At 73.5% G+C, this 18,925-nt stretch carries 23 protein-coding genes; 10 read left to right on the top strand and 13 right to left on the bottom strand.

All coding sequences use genetic code 11. The features are described from left to right. The first annotated feature begins 94 nt into the window (after window positions 1-94). Both ACQFYA_RS02845 and ACQFYA_RS02840 read left to right on the top strand, forming a co-directional pair. The gene (locus ACQFYA_RS02845) at window positions 95-739 is read left to right on the top strand and encodes an HAD family hydrolase (protein ID WP_499121444.1); all 645 of its coding nucleotides are present in this window, start codon (window positions 95-97) and stop codon (window positions 737-739) included. A gap of 20 nt (window positions 740-759) precedes the next feature. Further along, entirely contained in the window at window positions 760-1,761 is a 1,002-nt protein-coding gene (locus ACQFYA_RS02840; RefSeq protein WP_499121443.1) for a phosphotransferase family protein, read from the top strand. 7 nt (window positions 1,762-1,768) lie between these two features. Here the strand turns inward: ACQFYA_RS02840 and ACQFYA_RS02835 are convergent, their stop codons facing one another. Continuing rightward, window positions 1,769-2,662, bottom strand: a complete 894-nt coding sequence (locus ACQFYA_RS02835; protein ID WP_499121441.1) for a GAP family protein — start codon at window positions 2,660-2,662, stop codon at window positions 1,769-1,771. Window positions 2,663-2,800: 138 nt separating this feature from the next. Here ACQFYA_RS02835 and ACQFYA_RS02830 point away from each other — a divergent pair, with 138 nt between their 5' ends. Together ACQFYA_RS02830 and ACQFYA_RS02825 are read left to right on the top strand one after the other, a co-directional pair. Continuing rightward, window positions 2,801-4,114 (top strand): sensor histidine kinase, encoded by a 1,314-nt coding sequence (locus ACQFYA_RS02830; protein WP_499121439.1) that lies wholly within the window; start codon window positions 2,801-2,803, stop codon window positions 4,112-4,114. After that, window positions 4,111-4,779: a response regulator gene (locus ACQFYA_RS02825; protein WP_499121437.1), complete on the top strand. Its 669-nt coding sequence runs from the start codon at window positions 4,111-4,113 to the stop codon at window positions 4,777-4,779. The genes ACQFYA_RS02830 and ACQFYA_RS02825 overlap by 4 nt, the downstream gene beginning before the upstream one ends. Window positions 4,780-4,786: 7 nt before the next feature. On the opposite strand, the gene ACQFYA_RS02820 is transcribed toward ACQFYA_RS02825, so the two are convergent. The 3 genes from ACQFYA_RS02820 to ACQFYA_RS02810 are packed head-to-tail and all read right to left on the bottom strand — an operon-like array spanning window position 4,787 to window position 6,703. Next, window positions 4,787-5,656 (bottom strand): carbohydrate kinase family protein, encoded by an 870-nt coding sequence (locus ACQFYA_RS02820; RefSeq protein WP_499121436.1) that lies wholly within the window; start codon window positions 5,654-5,656, stop codon window positions 4,787-4,789. Next, window positions 5,653-6,057, bottom strand: coding sequence for a DUF5655 domain-containing protein (locus ACQFYA_RS02815; protein WP_499121434.1), 405 nt, complete (start codon window positions 6,055-6,057; stop codon window positions 5,653-5,655). The genes ACQFYA_RS02820 and ACQFYA_RS02815 overlap by 4 nt, the downstream gene beginning before the upstream one ends. Before the next feature lie 43 nt (window positions 6,058-6,100). Then, window positions 6,101-6,703, bottom strand: coding sequence for a TetR/AcrR family transcriptional regulator (locus ACQFYA_RS02810; RefSeq protein ID WP_499121433.1), 603 nt, complete (start codon window positions 6,701-6,703; stop codon window positions 6,101-6,103). 26 nt (window positions 6,704-6,729) lie between these two features. Here ACQFYA_RS02810 and ACQFYA_RS02805 point away from each other — a divergent pair, with 26 nt between their 5' ends. Beyond that, window positions 6,730-7,311 carry a DnaJ family domain-containing protein gene (locus ACQFYA_RS02805; protein WP_499121431.1) on the top strand — a complete coding sequence of 194 codons (582 nt, stop codon included), beginning with the start codon at window positions 6,730-6,732 and terminating at the stop codon, window positions 7,309-7,311. Between the two features lie 28 nt (window positions 7,312-7,339). Here ACQFYA_RS02805 and ACQFYA_RS02800 read toward each other — a convergent pair whose 3' ends face one another. Further along, on the bottom strand, window positions 7,340-7,945 hold the full coding sequence (locus ACQFYA_RS02800) for a TetR/AcrR family transcriptional regulator (RefSeq protein ID WP_499121429.1): 606 nt from the start codon (window positions 7,943-7,945) through the stop codon (window positions 7,340-7,342). A 114-nt stretch (window positions 7,946-8,059) separates the two neighbouring features. Here ACQFYA_RS02800 and ACQFYA_RS02795 point away from each other — a divergent pair, with 114 nt between their 5' ends. Next, window positions 8,060-8,917, top strand: a complete 858-nt coding sequence (locus ACQFYA_RS02795; RefSeq protein WP_499127407.1) for an SDR family NAD(P)-dependent oxidoreductase — start codon at window positions 8,060-8,062, stop codon at window positions 8,915-8,917. Window positions 8,918-8,976: 59 nt separating this feature from the next. Beyond that, complete coding sequence (locus ACQFYA_RS02790) at window positions 8,977-9,786, top strand: alpha/beta fold hydrolase (RefSeq protein ID WP_499121428.1); 810 nt, start codon at window positions 8,977-8,979, stop codon at window positions 9,784-9,786. Between the two features lie 48 nt (window positions 9,787-9,834). Here the strand turns inward: ACQFYA_RS02790 and ACQFYA_RS02785 are convergent, their stop codons facing one another. The 6 genes from ACQFYA_RS02785 to ACQFYA_RS02760 all read right to left on the bottom strand — a co-directional run bounded on the left by ACQFYA_RS02785 (window position 9,835) and on the right by ACQFYA_RS02760 (window position 14,340). Beyond that, entirely contained in the window at window positions 9,835-10,590 is a 756-nt protein-coding gene (locus tag ACQFYA_RS02785; protein ID WP_499121427.1) for a phosphotransferase family protein, read from the bottom strand. 45 nt (window positions 10,591-10,635) lie between these two features. Further along, window positions 10,636-10,938 (bottom strand): HIT family protein, encoded by a 303-nt coding sequence (locus tag ACQFYA_RS02780; protein WP_499121426.1) that lies wholly within the window; start codon window positions 10,936-10,938, stop codon window positions 10,636-10,638. Window positions 10,939-11,034: 96 nt separating this feature from the next. Then, complete coding sequence (locus ACQFYA_RS02775) at window positions 11,035-11,391, bottom strand: hypothetical protein (RefSeq protein WP_499121424.1); 357 nt, start codon at window positions 11,389-11,391, stop codon at window positions 11,035-11,037. A 350-nt stretch (window positions 11,392-11,741) separates the two neighbouring features. Further along, window positions 11,742-13,688, bottom strand: a complete 1,947-nt coding sequence (locus ACQFYA_RS02770) for an NHL domain-containing thioredoxin family protein (protein WP_499121422.1) — start codon at window positions 13,686-13,688, stop codon at window positions 11,742-11,744. Between the two features lie 96 nt (window positions 13,689-13,784). Then, window positions 13,785-14,006: a hypothetical protein gene (locus tag ACQFYA_RS02765; protein WP_499121420.1), complete on the bottom strand. Its 222-nt coding sequence runs from the start codon at window positions 14,004-14,006 to the stop codon at window positions 13,785-13,787. An 88-nt stretch (window positions 14,007-14,094) separates the two neighbouring features. After that, window positions 14,095-14,340 carry a hypothetical protein gene (locus ACQFYA_RS02760; protein WP_499121419.1) on the bottom strand — a complete coding sequence of 82 codons (246 nt, stop codon included), beginning with the start codon at window positions 14,338-14,340 and terminating at the stop codon, window positions 14,095-14,097. 77 nt (window positions 14,341-14,417) lie between these two features. Here ACQFYA_RS02760 and ACQFYA_RS02755 point away from each other — a divergent pair, with 77 nt between their 5' ends. Next, on the top strand, window positions 14,418-15,143 hold the full coding sequence (locus tag ACQFYA_RS02755) for a cation diffusion facilitator family transporter (RefSeq protein ID WP_499121418.1): 726 nt from the start codon (window positions 14,418-14,420) through the stop codon (window positions 15,141-15,143). A gap of 69 nt (window positions 15,144-15,212) precedes the next feature. Then, window positions 15,213-16,052 carry an aldo/keto reductase gene (locus ACQFYA_RS02750; RefSeq protein ID WP_499121417.1) on the top strand — a complete coding sequence of 280 codons (840 nt, stop codon included), beginning with the start codon at window positions 15,213-15,215 and terminating at the stop codon, window positions 16,050-16,052. A 98-nt stretch (window positions 16,053-16,150) separates the two neighbouring features. On the opposite strand, the gene ACQFYA_RS02745 is transcribed toward ACQFYA_RS02750, so the two are convergent. Then, window positions 16,151-16,999, bottom strand: a complete 849-nt coding sequence (locus ACQFYA_RS02745; protein WP_499121416.1) for an ABC transporter permease — start codon at window positions 16,997-16,999, stop codon at window positions 16,151-16,153. Beyond that, a complete protein-coding gene (locus ACQFYA_RS02740; protein ID WP_499121414.1) occupies window positions 16,996-17,958 on the bottom strand; it encodes an ABC transporter ATP-binding protein in 963 nt (320 codons plus the stop codon). The genes ACQFYA_RS02745 and ACQFYA_RS02740 overlap by 4 nt, the downstream gene beginning before the upstream one ends. 122 nt (window positions 17,959-18,080) lie before the next feature. Here ACQFYA_RS02740 and ACQFYA_RS02735 point away from each other — a divergent pair, with 122 nt between their 5' ends. Continuing rightward, window positions 18,081-18,899, top strand: coding sequence for a TetR/AcrR family transcriptional regulator (locus tag ACQFYA_RS02735; RefSeq protein WP_499121412.1), 819 nt, complete (start codon window positions 18,081-18,083; stop codon window positions 18,897-18,899). Window positions 18,900-18,925: the final 26 nt, after the last annotated feature.

The following is an 18,925-nucleotide window of genomic DNA, read 5'->3' as shown; positions in this document are numbered from 1 at the left end:
CGCCATGACTGAACGGCGACTGACAACGGGCTGTCCTCTGGACGGGGAGTCCACGAGACCCGCACATCCTCCGACGGCGGATAAGGTCGCGGGCATGGTGCGCGCGGTGGTGTTCGACGTCGGCGAGACCCTGATCGACGAGACCCGGATCTGGACCCGCTGGGCCGACCGGCTCGGCGTGCCGGCCCTGACGTTCCTCGGCGTCCTGGGGGGCTGCGCCGCCCTCGACCTCTCCCACCGGCACGCGTTCGAGATGGTGCGCCCGGACGTCGACGTGCCCGCCGAGACGGCGCGCTGGGCCCAGGACGACCCCGACGGGATGCGGGAGAACTTCGACGCCGACGACCTGTACCCCGACGTCCGCGAGGCGCTGGCCGCGCTCCGCGCCGCCGGGCTCGCCGTCGTCGTCGCCGGGAACCAGCCGCCGCAGGCCCGCGCTGCGCTCGAGGCGATGGACCTGCCGGTCGACGCGATCCGCACCTCCGACGAGTGGGGCGTGCAGAAGCCGGAGCCCGGGTTCTTCGCGCGGGTCGCGGAGCTCGCCGGGCTCCCGCCGTCGGACATCGCCTACGTCGGCGACCGCCTCGACAACGACGTGCTGCCCGCCGCCGACGCCGGGATGCGGCCGATCCTGATCCGCCGCGGGCCGTGGGGGTACCTGCACGCCGAGCGTCCCGAGGCCGCGCGCGCCACCGTCGTCGACTCGCTCCTGGAGCTGCCCGCCCTCCTCGCGGCCTGAGCCCTCGCTACGCTCGGCGCATGCTCACGAAGACGCCGGTCAGCGACGACCAGGTCGCCGCGATCGTCGCCCCGCTCGGCACCGTCCGCCGCGTCGAGCCGCTGTCCGGCGGCCTCTTCGCCAGCGTGCTGCGCGCCGACCTGACGGACGGCCGCCGGGTCGTGGTCAAGGTGACCGGGGCCGACACGTCGCGGCTGCTGCGCTACGAGCACGGCCTGCTCGGCACGGAGGTCGCGGTCGACCGGATCGGGCACGACGCGGGCCTGCCCCTGCCGCGGGTCCTGCTCACCGACGCCTCCCGGCGGCACGTCGACGGCGACGCCATGGTCGTGACGTTCCTCGACGGCGACCTGTGGAGCGACCTCGAGCTCGAGCCGTACGCCACCGCCCGGGCCCGGCGCTCGCTCGGCGCCTTCATGGCGACGCTGCACACGATCGTCCCCGGCGACCGGTTCGGGTACCCCGCCCCCGAGTCCGGGCTGGCGGCGGACACCTGGCCCGAGGCGGTCGCGGCGATGACCGCCGCCGCGCTCGACGACGCGGCGCGCTGGGGCGTGGACCTGCCCGCGACCCGGCTCACGGGCATCGTGGCGGCACACCGCGACGTGCTCGCCGCCGTGACGACCCCGAGGCTCGTGCACGCCGACCTGTGGGAGGGGAACCTCCTGCTGGACCCGTCGGAGGGCACGGTCGCCGGCGTGCTCGACGCCGAGCGCGCGCTGTGGGGCGACCCGCTGTTCGAGCTCGTCGGGGCCGACCAGTTCGGCGCGGGCGCCGTCGACCCGGACCTGCTGGCGGGGTACCGCCAGGCGGGCGGCGAGCTGGGGCTCGGCGACGGCACCCCCGGCGCGGGCGACCCTGACGCCTGGGCCCGGCTGCAGCTGTACCGCGCCTACTTCGCCTGCCTGCTGACCGTCGAGGTCGTGCCCCGCGGGTACGCCGGCGAGCGGGGCGACTGGCAGGCGAGGCACGCGCGCGCCAACCTGGAGCGGATCCTCGACGGGCTCGACCCGCGCGCCTGACGCCGCCTCAGCCCGTCCAGCCCAGGCTGCCCACGGCGTTGAGGGCGAGCAGCACGCCGAGGATGCCGAGCACCCAGCCCGTCATCTCCGCGGCGTTCCTGGACAGCCACCGCTCCAGCCGGGCCAGCAGCGGTTCGACGAACCGCGCCGCGGCCAGCCGAGCGCCCAGCAGGAGCAGCGCCGGGACCACCATGACCACGCAGTAGGCGGCGAGGACGCCGACGCTCGCGCCGGCCGCCAGGTCCGACGCCGTGATCAGGCCGATCGCGGCCAGGTACGGCAGCATCGTGCCGACCTCGAGCGCCACCGCGCCGAGCGCGAGGCCCAGGAGGGGCAGCAGCGACGGTCGCGCCGTCGCCGGGGACGTGGTGAGCAAGCCCGGCACCGGACCTGGACCCGCCGTCGTGCTGCCGGGGCCCTCCGACTCGATCCCCGACTCGATCCCCGACTCGATCCCCGACTCGATCCCCGACTCGATCCCCATCTCGATCCCCATGGCCCGCTCTCGCCAGCGGACGAGCCGGCCCGGCCGCGCGCCCTCCTTCTCGGCGCGCGCCGGCGCCCGCTTGCCGTCGAACCGGAAGCTCAGCGCGAACAGCCCGAGGCCGAGCAGGAGCTGCACGATCAGCACGGGTCGCGAGTCCAGCGCATCGCCGTAGCGGTCCAGGAACGCGCCGGCGCCGAGCAGCACCACGACCCCCACCGCGAGGTAGCACCCCGCGACGGTGCCCAGGTAGGCGAGCAGGCGCGACGGGCGCGGGCGGCCGGGCGCCATCAGCAGCCACACGGGGATGAGCAGGGTGCCGAAGCTCGTCGAGTCGACGAGGGCCAGCACCACGAGCACGCCGGCCGCCGCGCCGAGGCCGGCGCCCTCCAGCCCGCCGAGGTCCAGGATGTCCATGGCACCGATCCTCGCGACGCGCCCCGGGCGCCGTCGTCCGCCGAACGAGTGATCCTGACGCGGCGCCCACTGGCGATACCCCCGCGGATACACCGTTCGACCGATCCCCCGGGCGGCACCCTGTGCTGGGATGGCACCGTGACGACCGACCGCGCCGCGCCCACCCTCGTGGGCAGGGTCGTGCGGCTGTGGGGCGGCGACGACCGGCGCGGCGACGTCACCACCGCGGTGACGCTGTTCGTGCTGGGCTGGCTCTTCCTGCAGGTGGGGCTCGTCGACATGTTCCGCGGCGGCCCGGCCGGCACCGTGACGCCCGAGCCGTGGTGGCGGATCGCGCTCCTCGCCGTCGGGTGCGCCCTCACGCTCGCCAAGCGCTCGCACCCGATGCTGGCGCTCGCCGGCGGCGTCGTCGTGACCCTCGTCGACGTGACGTGGGGCGGCAGCCTGGCGATCCTGCTCGTGCTGTGGGACCTGCTCTACGCGGCGGCGATGTGGTCGGGCCCGTCCGCGCGCCGCTGGCTGTGGGGGTCGGCGATCGTCCTGACCGTCGCCGGCGCGGTCGCCGCGGGCGAGACGTCGCGCGACCTGCGCGCCTTCGTCTACGGGGGCCTGAACCTCGGGGCCATCCTGCTGGTGCCGATGTGGTGGGCCGACAACGTGCGGCAGAAGTCCGAGCTGGCCGCGCTGGAGCGGTCGCGCGCCGACGAGGCCGCGCGGACGGCCGAGCTGGAGCGCGTGCGCGCCGCCGACCTCGCGCGCATCGCCCAGCTCGACCGGCACGAGGCGGTGCAGGCGGAGCGCGCGGCGATGGCGCGCGACCTGCACGACGTCATCGCCTCGCACCTGTCCACGATCGCGATCCACTCGGGGGCGGTGCTCGCCGCCCCGCCGGACGCCGACCGGGACCGCGCGGCGCTGGAGCAGGTCCGCGCCAGCTCCCTCGCGTCGCTCACCGAGATGCGGTCGATGATCGACCTGCTGCGCGCCGACGCCCGGCGCGACCCCCTCGCCGCGCCCGGCCGCCTCGACCGCCTCGACGACCTGCTCGCCACCGCCCGGGCCGCCGGCACGGAGGTGACGCTCGACGACCCGGACGGCGTCGCCGGGGCGCGCCTGCCCGCCGCCGTCGGGCACGCCGTCTACCGCATCGCGCAAGAGGCCGTCACCAACGCGCGCAAGCACGCGCCCGGGGCCGCCGTGACCGTGCGTCTCGCCCTGGGGACCGACGACGACGGCGGCGGCGGCGGCGCGGTGGCGCTCGAGGTGCGCAACGCTCCGGCCGCCGCCGGGCCGGGGGCCGCGGGCGACGCGTCGCCCCTCAGCGCGGGCACCGGGATGCTCACGATGCGCGAGCGTGCGGAGGCGCTCGGTGGCACGTTCCAGGCCGCGCCGACGGACGACGGCGGCTGGGCCGTGCGCGCCCGCGTGCCGGCCGGAGGGGAGGCAGCATGACGACGGGCGCCGGACCGGCCCGCGTGCTCATCGCCGACGACCACGCCGCGATCCGGGCGGGCCTGCGCCTGCTGCTCGATGCCGCGGACGACGTGGAGGTGGTCGGCGAGGCCGCCGACGGGTCCGCCGCCGTGACGAACGCGCGGGCCCTGCGCCCCGACGTCGTGCTGATGGACCTGCGCATGCCCGGCACCGACGGGATCGCCGCCACCCGCACCATCGCCGCGGAGGGCGTGGCCGACGTGCTGGTGCTCACGACGTTCGACCTGGACGAGTACGTGGACGGCGCGCTGCGCGCGGGCGCGGCGGGGTTCCTGCTCAAGACGGCCGAGCCCGCGGCGCTGCTCGACGCCGTCCGGCGCGTGGCGGCCGGGGACGGCGTGCTCGCGCCCGAGGTGACGCGTCGCGTGCTCGCCCAGCTGTCGCGCGGCGGCACGTCGGTCCCGGACGCGGCGCCCGGCGACCCGCGCCTCGCGGACCTCACGCCCCGCGAGGTGGACGTGCTCGCGGCGCTCGGCCGCGGGCTGTCCAACCAGGGCATCGCGGACGAGCTCGTCATCACCGAGGCCACCGCGAAGACGCACGTGTCGCGGGTGCTCGCCAAGCTCGGCGTCGTGTCGCGGATGCAGGCGGCGATCGTCGCGCGCGACGCCGGCCTGGCCTGACCCCGGCTCAGACCGCCGGCGCGAGCGCCGGGCTGCGCACCACCCGCGCGGCGTGCGCCGCGCCGGCTGCGAGCGCCTCCGCGACGTCCGCCCCGCGCAGGTGCGCGTCGAGAAAGCCCGCGAAGAAGCCGTCGCCCGCGCCGTTCGTGTCGACGACGTCGTCCACGCGCTCGGCGGGGACGTCGACGAAGCCGTCCGCGGTGAGCGCTGTCGCCCCGCGCGCGCCGTGCGTGCACACGACGAGCAGGGCCCCGGCGTCGCGCCGCGCCGCCATGAACGCGCGGTGGTCGGGCAGCCGGTCCGAGCTGAGGAACACGTGCGTACCCGCCTCCGCCCAGGGCCGGTGGAAGTCGGCGACGCCGTCGTGGTCGTGCAGGTCCACCCACACGTCGTGCCCGCGCGCGGCCGCCGCGGCGAGCACCGGCCGGGAGTGCGCGGCGAGGTCGACGACGACGGCCGCGGCGTCGTCGAGCGCGGCGAGCGTCGCGTCCCAGCCGGGGCCGGAGGCCGGCACCTCGCCGGGCGCGCGCAGGTAGACGGACAGCCGCCCGCCGCCGGCGTCCATGAGGTTGAGGTGGCTCTCCGTGCGCCCGTCCGGCGACGGCTCGGCCAGGACCCGCACGCCCGCGGCGTCGAGCGCGCCGCGCACGCGAGCGCCCTCGTCGTCGGCGCCGAGCACGGTGCGCAGCGTGACGCCCCGCCCCAGGCTCGTGAGGTTGAGGGCCTTGCCCGCGGACGTGCCGCCCACCGCGTCGTACGCGCCGCGCGCGAACACGGTGTGCGGCGTCGGCTCCGGCAGCGCGTCGACGTGGACGATCCGGTTCCAGGACACGGGGCCGGCCACCAGCACCGCGCCCGTGCCGTCGTGCCCCCTCACCCGCCGGCCTGGCCGACGTGGGCGCCCGCGCCGACGGCGTACGCCTCGCGCAGCCACCCGGCGAAGTCGTCGTCGAGCTGCTCGACGTCGGTGACGCGGAAGTGGTGCACGACCAGGCGCCGGGTGTAGGGCTTGGCGTTGGTGATGCGCGGGTCCTCGACCACACGCTGCAGGTCGAGGTAGCCCCGCAGCAGACCGGGCCGCGGCACGACGCCCGCGAACCCGCGCCGGGTGCCCTTGAGCGTGATCGCCGACCTCGAGACGGAGAGCGTGAACGGGCCGATCGCCTCGGCCCGCGCCATGAACGCGTCGTAGAGCTCGAGAGTCTGGTCCGGCTGGTCCGAGAGGTGCCGGTCGACGGTCCACACCTCTGGGCCGTCGCCGTGCGAGACGCGGGTCATGCCCGGGACGGTACCGCCCGGCACGACTGCCTGCGCGGCGCGATCACGGCGCCTCGGCGAAGAGTCGGCCCAGGTACTGGTCGATGGCCGCCAGCGCGGCCCGGGGCTCGATCACCTCGAGCTCGAGCAGGGGCGTGAACCCGGTCAGCGCGAGGATGAGGTCGGTCTCGATGTCCGGGTCGCGGTCCGGCGCGATCTGCCCCTGGGCGATCGCCTCTCGGACGAGGCGCTCGACCATGGCACGCCCGTCGCGGAGCCCGAGGGCCGCCTGCTGGCGCAGCGCCGGGTCGTGCAGCGCCTCCAGGACGTACGCGGCGCTCATGCGGCTCGAGGCGCGGGCGTCGGGACGCAGGGGCAGCATCTCGGCAAGCACCAGGCGCAGCACGTCCCTGGGGTGCGGGGGCTGGTCGAGTGCGGCCAGTCCCCGCGTGACCCGGTCGCCGGTCTGCTCGGCGGCGTACTGCATCGCGAAGGTCAGCAACCCCGTGCGCGACGAGAAGTAGTGCTGCAGGTGCCCCAGGGAGACCCCGGCCTCGCGGGCGACCTCACGCATGGTGGCCTTCGTCCAGCCGTGCTCGTCGACGACCCGCCACAACGCACGCGCGATCGCCTCGCGACGTTCCTGGTGGTCCACCAGTTTCGGCACCCTGCCCCTCCTCACCAGGAAAACCCGTGACACAATACAAGCGTATGGTAACCCATCGGGAAGGAGTGACGATGGCTGACCCGCACCCACCCACCGCGTTCTTCAACCCGTACGCGGTCGCCATCGACGAGGAGGTGGCGATCGCGCTGCTGGCGGACATGCAGATCCGGAAGGCGATCGAACGAGGCGAGTTCGACGACCTGCCCGGCAGCGGCAAGCCGCTCGACCTGCCCGACCGCCACGACCCCGACTGGTGGCTGAAGAACCTGATGATTCGCGAGCGGCTCGTGCTGCTGCCGCCCTCGATCCAGCTGCGCAAGGAGGACGCCGAGCTGGACGAGCGCCTCGACGAGATGTGGAGCGAGGCGGACGTGCGACAGGAGATCGAGGAGTTCAACCGGCGGGTGCGTCGTGGCCGCTACCAGCCGCCGGCGGGGCCGCCCCTGGTCACCATGCCGCGGGAGGTCGAAGAGACGGTCGCCGCGTGGGCGGATCGCCGAGCGGCGCGAGCCGCCCAGGCACACGCGAGAGCGCGGGAGCAGGCGCGAGCAGAGGCGTCCGCTGCCGATCGCCGTCGCCCTCGGCTCTTCCGTCGGCGAAGCCGATAGGGCGTCGAACGGCATCGAACCGCCGTTCTCAGAGTTCGCGCCTCGGGCGTCGCATCCCGTTGAGAGCCGTGTCCAGGAGAGCGTCGAGGTAGGCCTCGTCCAGGGGGCCGCCGCGTTGGAGCCAACGGTTGAGCACGGGGCCCCAGATGATGTCGACGGCCACGTCGAGATCGAGGTCGTCGGCCAGCTCGCCGGCCTCCTGCGCACTGCGCAAGCGTTGCCGCTTGGCCTTGCGGAGCGGGGCGTCGAGACGTTCGTGGTACGACGCGGCCAGCCCTGCATCGTGCGCGACCTCCGTGGCCAGGGCGCGCATCGGCTCCGCGAGCCGGGGGCTGTCCAGCTCGGCCGCCGTCGCCCGCAGCACCAGGATCAGGTCGGCCCGGAGGTCACCGGTGTCGGGAAGCTCGGGCGGCCCGCCTGCGTCCGCCTCGCTGAGGAGGAGGAACGCGTCGAAGAGGACCGCCGCCTTGGAGGGCCACCACCGGTAGATGGTCTGCTTGCCCACGCCGGCACGGGTGGCGATGCCTTCGATGCTCAGCCGTGCGTAGGGCACCTCCTGAAGGAGGTCGAGCGTGGCGGTCAGGACGGCGCGACGCGAGCTCTCGTTGCGCCGGGCGGGATCAGGGTTCGACATGCAGCAAAGATACCCCAGGCGAGACGAGACGTTGCGTATTGCGCGATGGCTGAAGCTGCTCCACCGTGGGGTACACAACGAGACGGACCGTCTCGTCTTATCCTAGGAGCAGCCTTGCGCCAGCCCTCCCCGTCCCCCCGTACGTGGTTCATCACGGGTGCCAGCCGCGGTCTGGGCCGCGCGCTGGCCGTCGCCGCCCTCGAGCACGGCGATCGCGTGGTCGTCGCGGCACGGACAGCGACCGCCGACACGTTCGACGCAGAGCACCGTGACCGTGTTCTTGCACTGCGCCTGGACGTCACCGACAAGAGCGCGGTCGATGCCGCAATGGCTGCCGCGGTCGCCCACCTCGGTCGACTCGATGTCGTGGTGAACAACGCAGGCACCATGTCCATGGGCATGGTCGAGGAGTTCACCGAGGAGCAGGCGAGAGCCCAGCTCGAGGTCAACTTCTTCGGTGCGTTGTGGGTCAGCCAGGCCGCGATGCCGCACCTGCGGCGGCAGGGGTCGGGCCACATCCTGCAGATCTCGAGCATCGCCGCTCTCGGCGGGTTCCCCAGCACCGGGATGTACAGCGCGAGCAAGTTCGCGTTGGAGGGCATGAGTGAGGCACTCGCGACGGAGGCCGCGCCGTTCGGCGTGAAGGTCACCATCGTGCAGCCCGGCGGTTACTGGACCGACCTCTACACGAACATGGTCTCGACCAGCCCGGCCGAACCGTACGCACCGCTGCGGGCCGAGCTCGAGCGGCAGTGGGCCGACGGGTCGGTGGACAGCGACCCTCGCCTCGCCGCCAAGGCGATGCTCACCCTCGTCGACAGCGACACACCGCCCCTGCGGCTGGCTCTCGGGAACATGGCCTACGACCTCGCGCACGACGTCTCACGCCAGCGCATCGACACCTGGGCCGCATGGGAGCAGGTCAGCCGCGCCGCCGAGCACGCCGTGCCGCAGTCCGAAGGCGCCAGGTGACCCGCATCCCTTCGGCACCCCACCGGCCGCCCGCTTCCCTTGCCACCTCTGAAGGAGCCATGTTGTCCCCTGCGCCCGACCTCACCTCGGCCTGGACCGGCATGGTCCCCGTCGACGACACCGCCCTCGCCGTCAGCGACAGCGGCGGCGACGGCATCCCCGTGCTCTACTGCAACGGCCAGTTCGCCACCCAGCGGTACTGGCGGCGGGTCATCACCGAGCTCGGCCCCCGCTACCGGCACATCACCTTCGACGAACGAGCGCGCGGACAGTCACGGACGTCGCGTGACTACAGCTTCGAGGCTGCCGTCCACGACGTGACCGTCGTCCTCGAGGCCCGCGGAGTCGAGCGCGCGCTGCTGGTGGGCTGGTCCTACGGCGCCGTCGTCGCGGCACACTGGGCCGAACGCCACCCCGAACGCACGATCGGGGCAGTCCTGGTCGACGGAGCGTTCCCGCACGACTGGCTCGACGACGCCATGGAGGAGCGGATCCGCATGCTGTTCAAGCGGCTCGCCTTCCTGCGTCCCGCGCTACGACCGCTGGGCCTGCTCCCGAAGATGACGGCCGCCCAACAGGCCCAGAGCAACATCGAGCTCGGCAAGATCTCACGAGAACGCGAGCTCGGCCCCGTCCTGGATCGCATCACCGCGCCCACCCGATACGTGGTCGCCTCAGGAACGTCGTTCGGCAGCCGAGGCCAGGAGCAGGAGGTGATCCGCGCCAGCCTCGACCAGGTGACCGCTCGCAACCCCCACATCGCCCTCGCGGCAAAGGTGGCGAGCAACCACGGCGCCATCCTGACCAAGGACGCAGCAGCCGTCGCCGCGGCCGCGGCGACGGTCCACGCCCTCGCAGGACCTGCCTGAGCCTCGGTGGGCGCGCGTGGACCGACTGCGCCACCGCGCTGACACCCGTCAGCCGTCCCTGGGTTCTCGCATCCGGGACCGGAGCACGTCGAGCTCGCACCCCGGCGCGTCCGGGTCGAAGCCGTGCTCGATCAGCCAGCGCGACGCCACCAGGCTGCGCAGGGACCACCAGGCGCGGATCACGTCCCGGTCCGCGCCGGCGCCGTAGCCGGCCAGCACGTCGTCCAGGCGTTCCTCGTGCCCGAGCGTCAGGATGGCAAGGTCGTACATGGCGTCGCCGGGGGCGGCCTCGGACCAGTCGATGACGCCGGTGACCTCGTCGCCGTCGACGAACACGTGGGTGATCTGCAGGTCACCGTGGATGAACACCGGCGTCCACGGCCGGAGCGCGGTCTCGGCGATCGCGCGGTTCCTCCGGATCACCTCGGCGGGCACGACCGCGTGGGCGAGCAACCACGCGCACTCGCGGTCGAGCTCCGCCGCCACGTCGTCGAGCCTGGTTCCCGGCCACGGCGGCAGCGGCGCGTCGTGCAGCCTCCGGATGGCGGCGCCCGCCGCCGCCCACGCCGCCGGCGACGCGGCCGACGGTTCGCCGAGGACGCCGAGCGCCCTGCCGGGAACCGCGGCGATCGCGAGCACGGGCGGCTCGCGCCAGAGGACCGCCGGGGTCGGTATCGGCGCCATGTCCATGGCCAGCGCCTCGCGTTCGGCGTGCGCAGGGTCGCCGTCCACCTTCAGGAACACGTCGCCGACGCGCAGCGTCGCGCGCTGACTGTGGGCGACGACGACCTCCACCTCGTCCATATCGGCCATCCTGGCGAGAACTGTCGTGACGCCGCCAGGAGATAGTCACGGGTGAACGAGTGGAGGCCCAGGGTTCGGGGGTCTACGCAGCGGTGAGCCAGACCGGACGTGGAAGTGGAGATGCTTGGAATCTTGGTAGTTGCCCAGGTTGGTCAGCACGCTCGCAGCACCGTGCGCCTTCAGAGCCCCATCCGCCGTGTGTTGCACGGCCTGGAGGAGCCTGCTGGTCAGCAGCGGATCATCGAGCGTCAGCAGCGAGTCGACGTGTCGCTTCGGGATCACCACCAGGTGCACGGGCCAGAACGGACGCGTGTGGTGGAAGACCAGGACATCGTCGTCCTCGAGCACGACGTCGATGGACCTGCTGCCAAGCGATTCTGCTGCGCCTCGACACCGGTCGATTCCGAACCCGGGGACGGGCTCCGTGTGCTTCAGCAGGACCGCCTAGTTCGGTGACGCCATCACGACCGTCGCCGAGGGCTGCAGACTCAACGTGCGCATCCGCCAGCCGTAGACCGCGACGGCAAGGGTTGTGGCGAGGTAGAGCACGATCGCCTGCAGCACATAGGCCGGGTAGTGAATGACCCACAGGGGCTGGCTGGGATCGGTGAGGTGCTCGGGGTTGTCGCTGACGTACGGCACCGCGGAGCCGAGCCAATAGCCGACGGCCTGGCCCCCGGCGTAGACCGCGATCCCGGCAAGTGCGCGATCGTTGCGCTGCCCTTCCGGTGCCGCCAGACGCGCGCCGTCGCACCGAGCGCCGTTCGCGGCTCCCAGGACCCGCGAACCGGAGCGAACCACGCAGTCATGAGGGGTGCGAACACGAACGCCGCCGTGAGCAGGACCAGGAGCAGACCAGTCCCGATCATGAGCAGCTGCTCGCTGCCGGCGCGGCTGCGCATGAGCTGCGGCACGAGCAGCAGCGCGAGGAGGGGGAGGCACCCGATCAGGCAAGCGAGCCAGCTGCGCGCGAAGGTTCTGAAGTCCACAGCCTCACGCTATTGACCGCAGACATCCTGCCGGTATCGGGGATGCCCCCGATACCGCCCCGACTCCACCGTGTCGGCGGCAGCGTCATCCGGTCGCTTCCGAGCCCCCGCCGCCTGCAACTCAGGATCGGTCGTCTGAGCGAGAGGCGCTGAGGGCGGAGATCAGCCCCGCAGCGGCAGGGTGAGTGCCGCATCGCCGTCCGGGGTGACGCGCACCGGCACGCCCCAGTCCTGCTGGGCGAGGTGGCAGGCGGGGAAGACGTCGGGGTCGGGCTCGCCGTCCGGCCCGAGGGGCACCTCGTCGCACGACGCGGCCTTCGCGGTCACGTGCAGCACGCCCTCGGCGACATCCGGGTCGATCACGAGGACGCGGGCGAGGTCGACGCCGTCCCCCGCGCCGTCGAGCAGCAGCTCCGGCGGCGTGGCGCTCACCCGCAGCTCCGTGGACGGGCCCCACCGGTCGTCGAGCTTCTGGCCCGGCGCGGGCACGAACGGCACGTCCAGCCGCAGCTCGCCGGGCGCGACTTCCGTCGCCGGGCGCGCCACACGGTGCGCGCCGCCGTCGAGCACCCGGCCCGCGACGTCCGCCGGCAGCGCGACCCGCGTGAGCCGGTGCGCCGCGGACTCCACGACCAGCAGGCGGACGCTACCGTCGGAGGCGTCGACGAGCACGTCGCTCGGCTCCGCGAGCCCGGTGGCGAGCGTCGTGACGGCGTCCGACGCCGGGTCGTACCGCCGCAGCGCGCCGTTGTACGTGTCGGCGACGACGACGCTGCCGTCGGGCAGCGCGGCCACGCCCAGCGGGTGCTGCAGCAGCGACTCGGCGGCCGGGCCGTCGCGGTGGCCGAAGTCGAACAGCCCCTGCCCGACGACCGTCGTCACGGCGACCGACCCGTCGGCCGGCTCGACGCGGCGCAGCGCGGACGTCTCGGCGTCCGCCAGCCAGAGCGCGTCGTGGGCACCGGGGCCGGTCGCCGGAGCGAGGCCGGACGGCTGCGCGAACCACGCCTGCCCGCCGGGCCCGTCCTCCAGGCCCTCGTTCATCGTGCCGGCGAGCAGCGCGACCGTGCCCTGCAGCGGGTCGAAGGCCCACAGGGTGTGGTGGCCGGCCATCGCGACGACGAACACGCCGAGCCGCGGCGACCACGCGACGTCCCAGGGCGAGCTGAGCCGGACCGACGTCGCGGGGTGGGCGGCGCTCGCGTCGAACGACCCGGTCGGCCCGACGACGTTCTCCTGCCCGCCCACCATGAACTGCTCGCCCGTGCCGGCGACCGTGGTCACGGCGCCGTCGTCGAGCCGCACGCCCCGCAGCGCGTGGTTCACGGTGTCCGCGACGAGGACGTCGTACCCGAGGTGCGGGCGCAGCTCGCCGGGCACGAGGCACAGGCCGTTCGGCTCGCTGAACCGCGCGCCGGCGGGGTCCGTGTCTCCCCGGGAGTCGGCGAGGCCGCGCTCGCCGGAGCCGATGCGGCGCACCAGCGTCTCGCCGTCGGGCGCCAGCTCCGCCAGGGAGTGGTGGCCGGCGTCCGCGACGAGCAGGTTCCCGCTCGCCAGGGCGACGACCTTCGCGGGGAAGCGCAGCGTGCTCGGCTGGGGGACGGGCGGCACGTACGGGCCGTCGCCGCGGTGCAGCGTGCCCTTGGCCTCGTGCTCCGCGACCAGCTCCTCGACGATCGCCTCGATCGCCGACGCGTGACCCTCCCCCGCCATCTGCGCCACGACGTACCCCTCGGGGTCGACGACGACGAGCGTCGGCCAGGCCCGCGCGGTGTACGCGCCCCAGGTGACCAGCTCCGGGTCGTCGAGCACCGGGTGGCGCACCTCGTACCGCTCGACGGCGGCCGCAAGCGCGTCGGGGTCCGCCTCGTGCGCGAACTTGGGCGAGTGCACGCCCACGATCACCAGCTCGTCGCGGTGCCGCTCCTCCAGCTCGCGCAGCTCGTCCAGCACGTGCAGGCAGTTGACGCAGCAGAAGGTCCAGAAGTCGAGCACCACGACCTTGCCCCGCAGGTCCGCGAGGGTGACGTCCCGGCCGCCGGTGTTGAGCCAGCCGCGGCCGACCAGCTCGGAGGCGCGGACACGGGGCAGTCGGGACGAAGAGGTCACCCCGCCATTCTGCGTCACCGCGGCGACAGCCCGAGCACCCGGCCCTACCGTGGGCTCGTCGACGCACTCGGCACCACGGTCGCCCGACAGAAGCGGTCAGAGCGCGGTGACCGCCCCGACCACCTGCACCTGCACCGGTACGCCCTCGACGGCGGGCGGCACGTCCTTGCGCGCGCTGAGGGAGACGACGTTCACCTGGAGCACCCAGTCCGTCTCGTCGCCGCGTTGGGCGAGCCCGACGCCGCGCACCCCTTCGACGCTCTGGAGCGCCTCACGCAGGGCGGGCTTGGCGGCGCGTGCCTCGTCGATCGTGACCATGGAACACCTCCGGGTCCTTCCATTGTGCGCCTGTCGACGACACGGGCACAGTCCGGGCACCCTGACCTGCGTCCCCGCGGGCACCCGGCTATCGCACCGTGGGGCCCTCGACCTCCACGGGGCCGTGCGGCGACCGGCTCTGGATGCGCAGGTCGAGGGTGCTCCTCGACGTCGGGGACACCGAGAGCTGCGCCTCGCCCTCGCCGGCGTCGATGGCGCGGACGTGCAGATGACCGTCCTTGAGACGGATCGCGAACTGGTTCGACCCTGCGACGAACCGCACGTCGCGGTCGTCGTCGATCACCGTGGGGCCCAGAGGAAGACTCTTCGACATGGGTACAGCATGCCCGCCACCCGAACCACTCCGTCGCCCCTGGTCGACGGTACAGGACTCCGTGTACCGTCGGACCCGTGACGACCCTGCCGCTCCGCCCGCTGCCGCCCGTGCGCCGCGCGCTCCTCGAGCGCCGGGTGCGCTGGATCGTCGCCGCGACGATCGCCTACAACGTCGTCGAAGCCGTGATCGCGATCGCCGCCGGGCGCGCCGCGTCGTCGGCCGCGCTCGTCGGCTTCGGCCTCGACTCGGTGGTCGAGGTGCTGTCCGCGGCCGCCGTCGCGTGGCAGTTCGCCGCGCCGGACCCGCACCGCCGCGAGCGCGTCGCGCTGCGCCTCATCGCCGTGTCGTTCCTCGGGCTGGCCCTGTTCGTCACGGCCGACGCCGTCCGCACGCTGCTCGGCGCGGCCGAGCCCGACCACTCCCCCGTCGGCATCGCGCTCGCAGCCGTGAGCCTGGCCGTCATGCCGTTCCTCTCCTGGGTCGAGCGCCGCACCGGCCGCGAGCTCGGCTCCGCGTCCGCCGTCGCGGACTCGAAGCAGACCCTGCTGTGCACCTATCTGTCCGCGGTGCTGCTGGTGGGGCTCGTCCTCAACGCGACGCTCGGCTGGTCGTGGGCCGACCCGCTCGCGGCGCTCGTCATCGCGGGCTTCGCGGTGAAGGAGGGCGTCGAGGCGTGGCGCGGTGACGCCTGCTGCACGCCCGTCGGCGTGCTGCTCGGGGGCGACGACGGGTGCGCGGACGACGGCTGCTCGGACGAGTGCTGCGCGCCCCGCGACGGCCGCGCCACGGACCCGCGCTGACCGTCCGGCGACACCCGGGCCGACGACCACCTTGCTGCGACACGTCCGCTCCCGGGTCAGGATGGGGGGATGAGCAACGCGATCCCGTCCCTGCCCCTGAACAACGGCACGTCGATCCCGCAGCTCGGCTACGGCGTCTTCAAGGTCCCGCCGGAGGAGACCCGCGAGCTGGTGCTGACCGCCCTCGAGGCGGGCTACCGGCACATCGACACCGCGCAGATGTACCGCAACGAGCGCGGCGTCGGCGAGGCCATCGCGGCCTCGGGTCTGTCGCGCGACGACCTCTTCGTCACCACCAAGCTGAACAACGCCTTCCACGAGCACGACGCCGCCCTCGAGGCCTTCGACCGGTCGCTCGAGGAGCTCGGCCTCGACCATGTGGACCTGTTCCTCATCCACTGGCCGCTGCCCGCCGTCGGCCAGTTCGTCGAGGCGTGGGGGGCGCTCGAGGAGCTGTACCGCTCGGGCCGCGCCCGCGCCATCGGCACCTCGAACTTCCAGCCGCACCACCTGCGCCGCCTCCTCGACGAGGGCACCGTGGTGCCCGCCGTCAACCAGGTGGAGATCCACCCCTGGTTCGGCAACGAGGACGTCCGCGCCTTCGACGCGGAGCACGAGATCGTCACCGAGGCCTGGTCCCCGCTGGGCCGCGGTCGCGTGCTCGACGACCCGACCCTCGCCCGCATCGCCGCCGACCACGGCCGCACCCCCGCCCAGGTGGTGCTGCGCTGGCACGTGCAGCGCGGCGACGTCGTCTTCCCCAAGTCCGCCACGCCGTCGCGCATCCGCGAGAACCTCGAGGTCTTCGACTTCGAGCTCTCGGGCGAGGACATGGCCGCCATCACCGGCCTCGACCGCGACGAGCGCATCGGCTCCCACCCCGACGAGATGAACGACACCGGCCGCTGACCGCGAGATAGAGAAGGGCTTCCGCGAGATAGAGAGGTTCGGACGGGGCCGCACAGTTGCGGTCCCGTCCGAACCTCTCTATCTCGCGGATGTGGGGGTCAGACGGACCGGCGCGTGGACCGGATGCCCACGACGAGCCCGACGGCGCACGTGACGGCCGCGGCGACCACCCCCCAGAGCACGGCGGTGTCGGCGAAGGTGCCGCCGAACAGCACACGCTCGGCGTCCACCATGTAGGTGAGCGGGTTGAACTTCGCCGCCGTCTGCATCCACGACGGGCCCGACTCGAGCGGCAGCATCATCCCGGACAGGATGAGCAGCGGGAACAGCAGCGACTGCTGCACGCCCCAGAACAGCCACTCGCGGTTCTTCGACGCGAGCGCCAGCGCGTGCGACAGGGCGCCGATCCCGACGCCGAAGACGCCCAGCAGCACGAGGCCCGCGAGCGCCGGCAGCACGTGGAACGTGAAGCCGAACGGGATGCACACCACGGCGATGATGAGCCCCTGCACCAGCAGCGGCGCGAACTCCTTGAGCGCCCGGCCCACGAGGATCGCGGAGCGGTCCAGCGGGGTGGCGAGCACCCGCTCGTAGGAGCCGGTCATGATCTCGTACAGCAGGTTGGAGCCGGTCATCGACGTGCCGAACAGCGAGATCATCACGATCACGCCGGGCACGAACCACTGCAGGGTGTCCGCCGTGCTCGCGCCCGAGCCGCCGAAGCCCCCGAACGTGCCGGTGAGCAGCGGGCCGAACAGCCCGAGGAAGATCAGCGGCTGCAGCAGCGAGAAGATCAGCGTGAACGGGTCGCGCAGCGTCAGCAGGATCTCGCGGGTGAAGACGGCCGCGGTGTCGGTGACGAACTTGCCCGGGCCGGTGCGCGTGACGATGCGCGGCGCCTCGCGCCCGGCGTCGACGGGGACGGTGGTGCGGGTCTGCTCGGTCATGCTGCCGCCTCCTCGCGCAGGCTCCGGCCGGTGAGGTTGAGGAACACGTCGTCGAGGCTGGCCTGGCGGGCGCTCGCCGACGTCGTCGCGATGCCGGCCACGCGCAGCGCCTCGATGGCGCCGGGCAGCGTGTCCGCGCCCCGCGCGGTGCCCACCCGCACCTGCAGGCCGGCGTCGTGCGCCGTGACCTCGAGGTCGCCGAGGTCGTCGGGCAGTGCCGCACGCACGGCCGCGCCGTCGTCCGTCGCGACCACGAGGGTGAGGGTGTCGTCGGCGTACCGGCGCTTGAGGGCGTCGGGCGCGGCGTCGGCGATGATCTCGCCGTGGTCGATGACGACGACCCGCTCGGCCATGCTGTCGGCCTCGTCGAGGTAGTGGGTGGTGAGCACCACCGTCATCCCGTACCGCTCGCGCATCGCGGCGATGTGCCCCCAGAGGTTGGCCCGCGAGTGCGGGTCGAGGCCGGTGGTGGGCTCGTCGAGGAACAGCAGCGGCGGGTGGTTCATCAGCCCGAGCGCGACGTCGAGCCGGCGGCGCTGCCCGCCGGACAGCGACTGCACGGACCGCCTCTCCAGGCCGGTGAGCTCGAGCGCCCCCAGGAGGTCGGCCGCGCGCTCCTTGTAGACCTGCGGGGCCAGGCCGTAGAAGCGGCCCTGGTTGTGCAGCTCGTCGGCCACCTTGTAGCTGAAGCCGCCGCCGTTGCCCTGCCCGATGAAGCCGAGCCGGGCCCGGACCTGCGCCGGGTGCGCGACGACGTCGTACCCGGCGACGGTCGCCTCCCCCGCCGTCGGCTCCAGGAGCGACGTCAGCATCCGCAGCGTCGTCGACTTGCCGGCGCCGTTGGGGCCGAGGAAGGCGACGAGCTCGCCCTCCGCGACGTCGACGTCGATCCCCTTGACCGCCTCGACGGTCTCCTTGTGGCGGCTGAACGTCTTGGTCAGCCCGCGTGCTCGGATCATGCCCGCACCCCTCTCGTCCACGGTGTTCCCCGAATCAACCGTACGCTGTACTGGAACTGGTTTCGAGCCTAGCCCAGGGGTCCGACAACCCGGGGGTACGCGAGGTGGGAGGATGACGAGCCATGTCGAGCACACCGCCTGATCCGCCCGCCGACGGCCAGGAACCGTCGGACGGGATCCCGCGTCCGCCCGACGTCGTGCGCCGGCTCGCCCTCCTGTGGGACCCCCCGCAGCCGTCGGGGCGCGGGCGCAAGGCCCGCCTGACCCTGGACGACGTCGTGAGCGCCGGGACCGCGATCGCCGACACCGACGGGCTCGACGCGCTGTCGATGCGCAAGGTCGCGGCGCGGCTCGAGGTCGGCGCGATGTCCCTGTACACCTACGTGCCGGGCCGCACCGAGCTGCTGGACCTCATGGTCGACCGCGCGTTCGCCGAGCTCGACCTGCCGGCCGACGACGCGGCCTGGCGCGACGGCCTGGCCACGTACGCCCGCGCGCACTGGGAGCTGTTCCAGCGCCACCCCTGGATCCTGCAGACCAACCTGTGGCGGCTGCCGATCACCCCCGCGGTGCTCGACGCGCAGGAGTCCGGGCTGCGCACCCTCGTCGACACCGGGCTGCCGGAGCGGCAGGTGGTCGAGATCGTCGGCCTCGTGGACGCGTTCGTGCGCGGGCTGGCGCGCTCCACCGTCGCGGAGTCGGCCGAGAAGGACGCGTCGGGCCAGAGCAACGACGAGTACTGGACGTCGATGAGCAGCTTCTGGGTGGACCACTTCGACCCCGAGCGGTACCCCACGATGCTGCGGATCTGGGAGGCGGGCGGCTTCGACACGGAGGCCACCCCGTTCGACTCCTCGCTGGAGCGGCTGCTCGACTCCGTCGGCATGGCGATCGACCGCGCGCGCGGGACTTCCCATCCCGCCCCGCCCTCCCTACGATGAACTGGTCCAGACCACTGTCCACGGAG

Source organism: Promicromonospora sp. Marseille-Q5078, from assembly GCF_050315395.1.
Classification (GTDB): domain Bacteria; phylum Actinomycetota; class Actinomycetes; order Actinomycetales; family Cellulomonadaceae; genus Isoptericola.
Note: the sequence above shows the minus strand (reverse complement) of the source record. Positions and strands in the feature narration are given on the sequence as shown.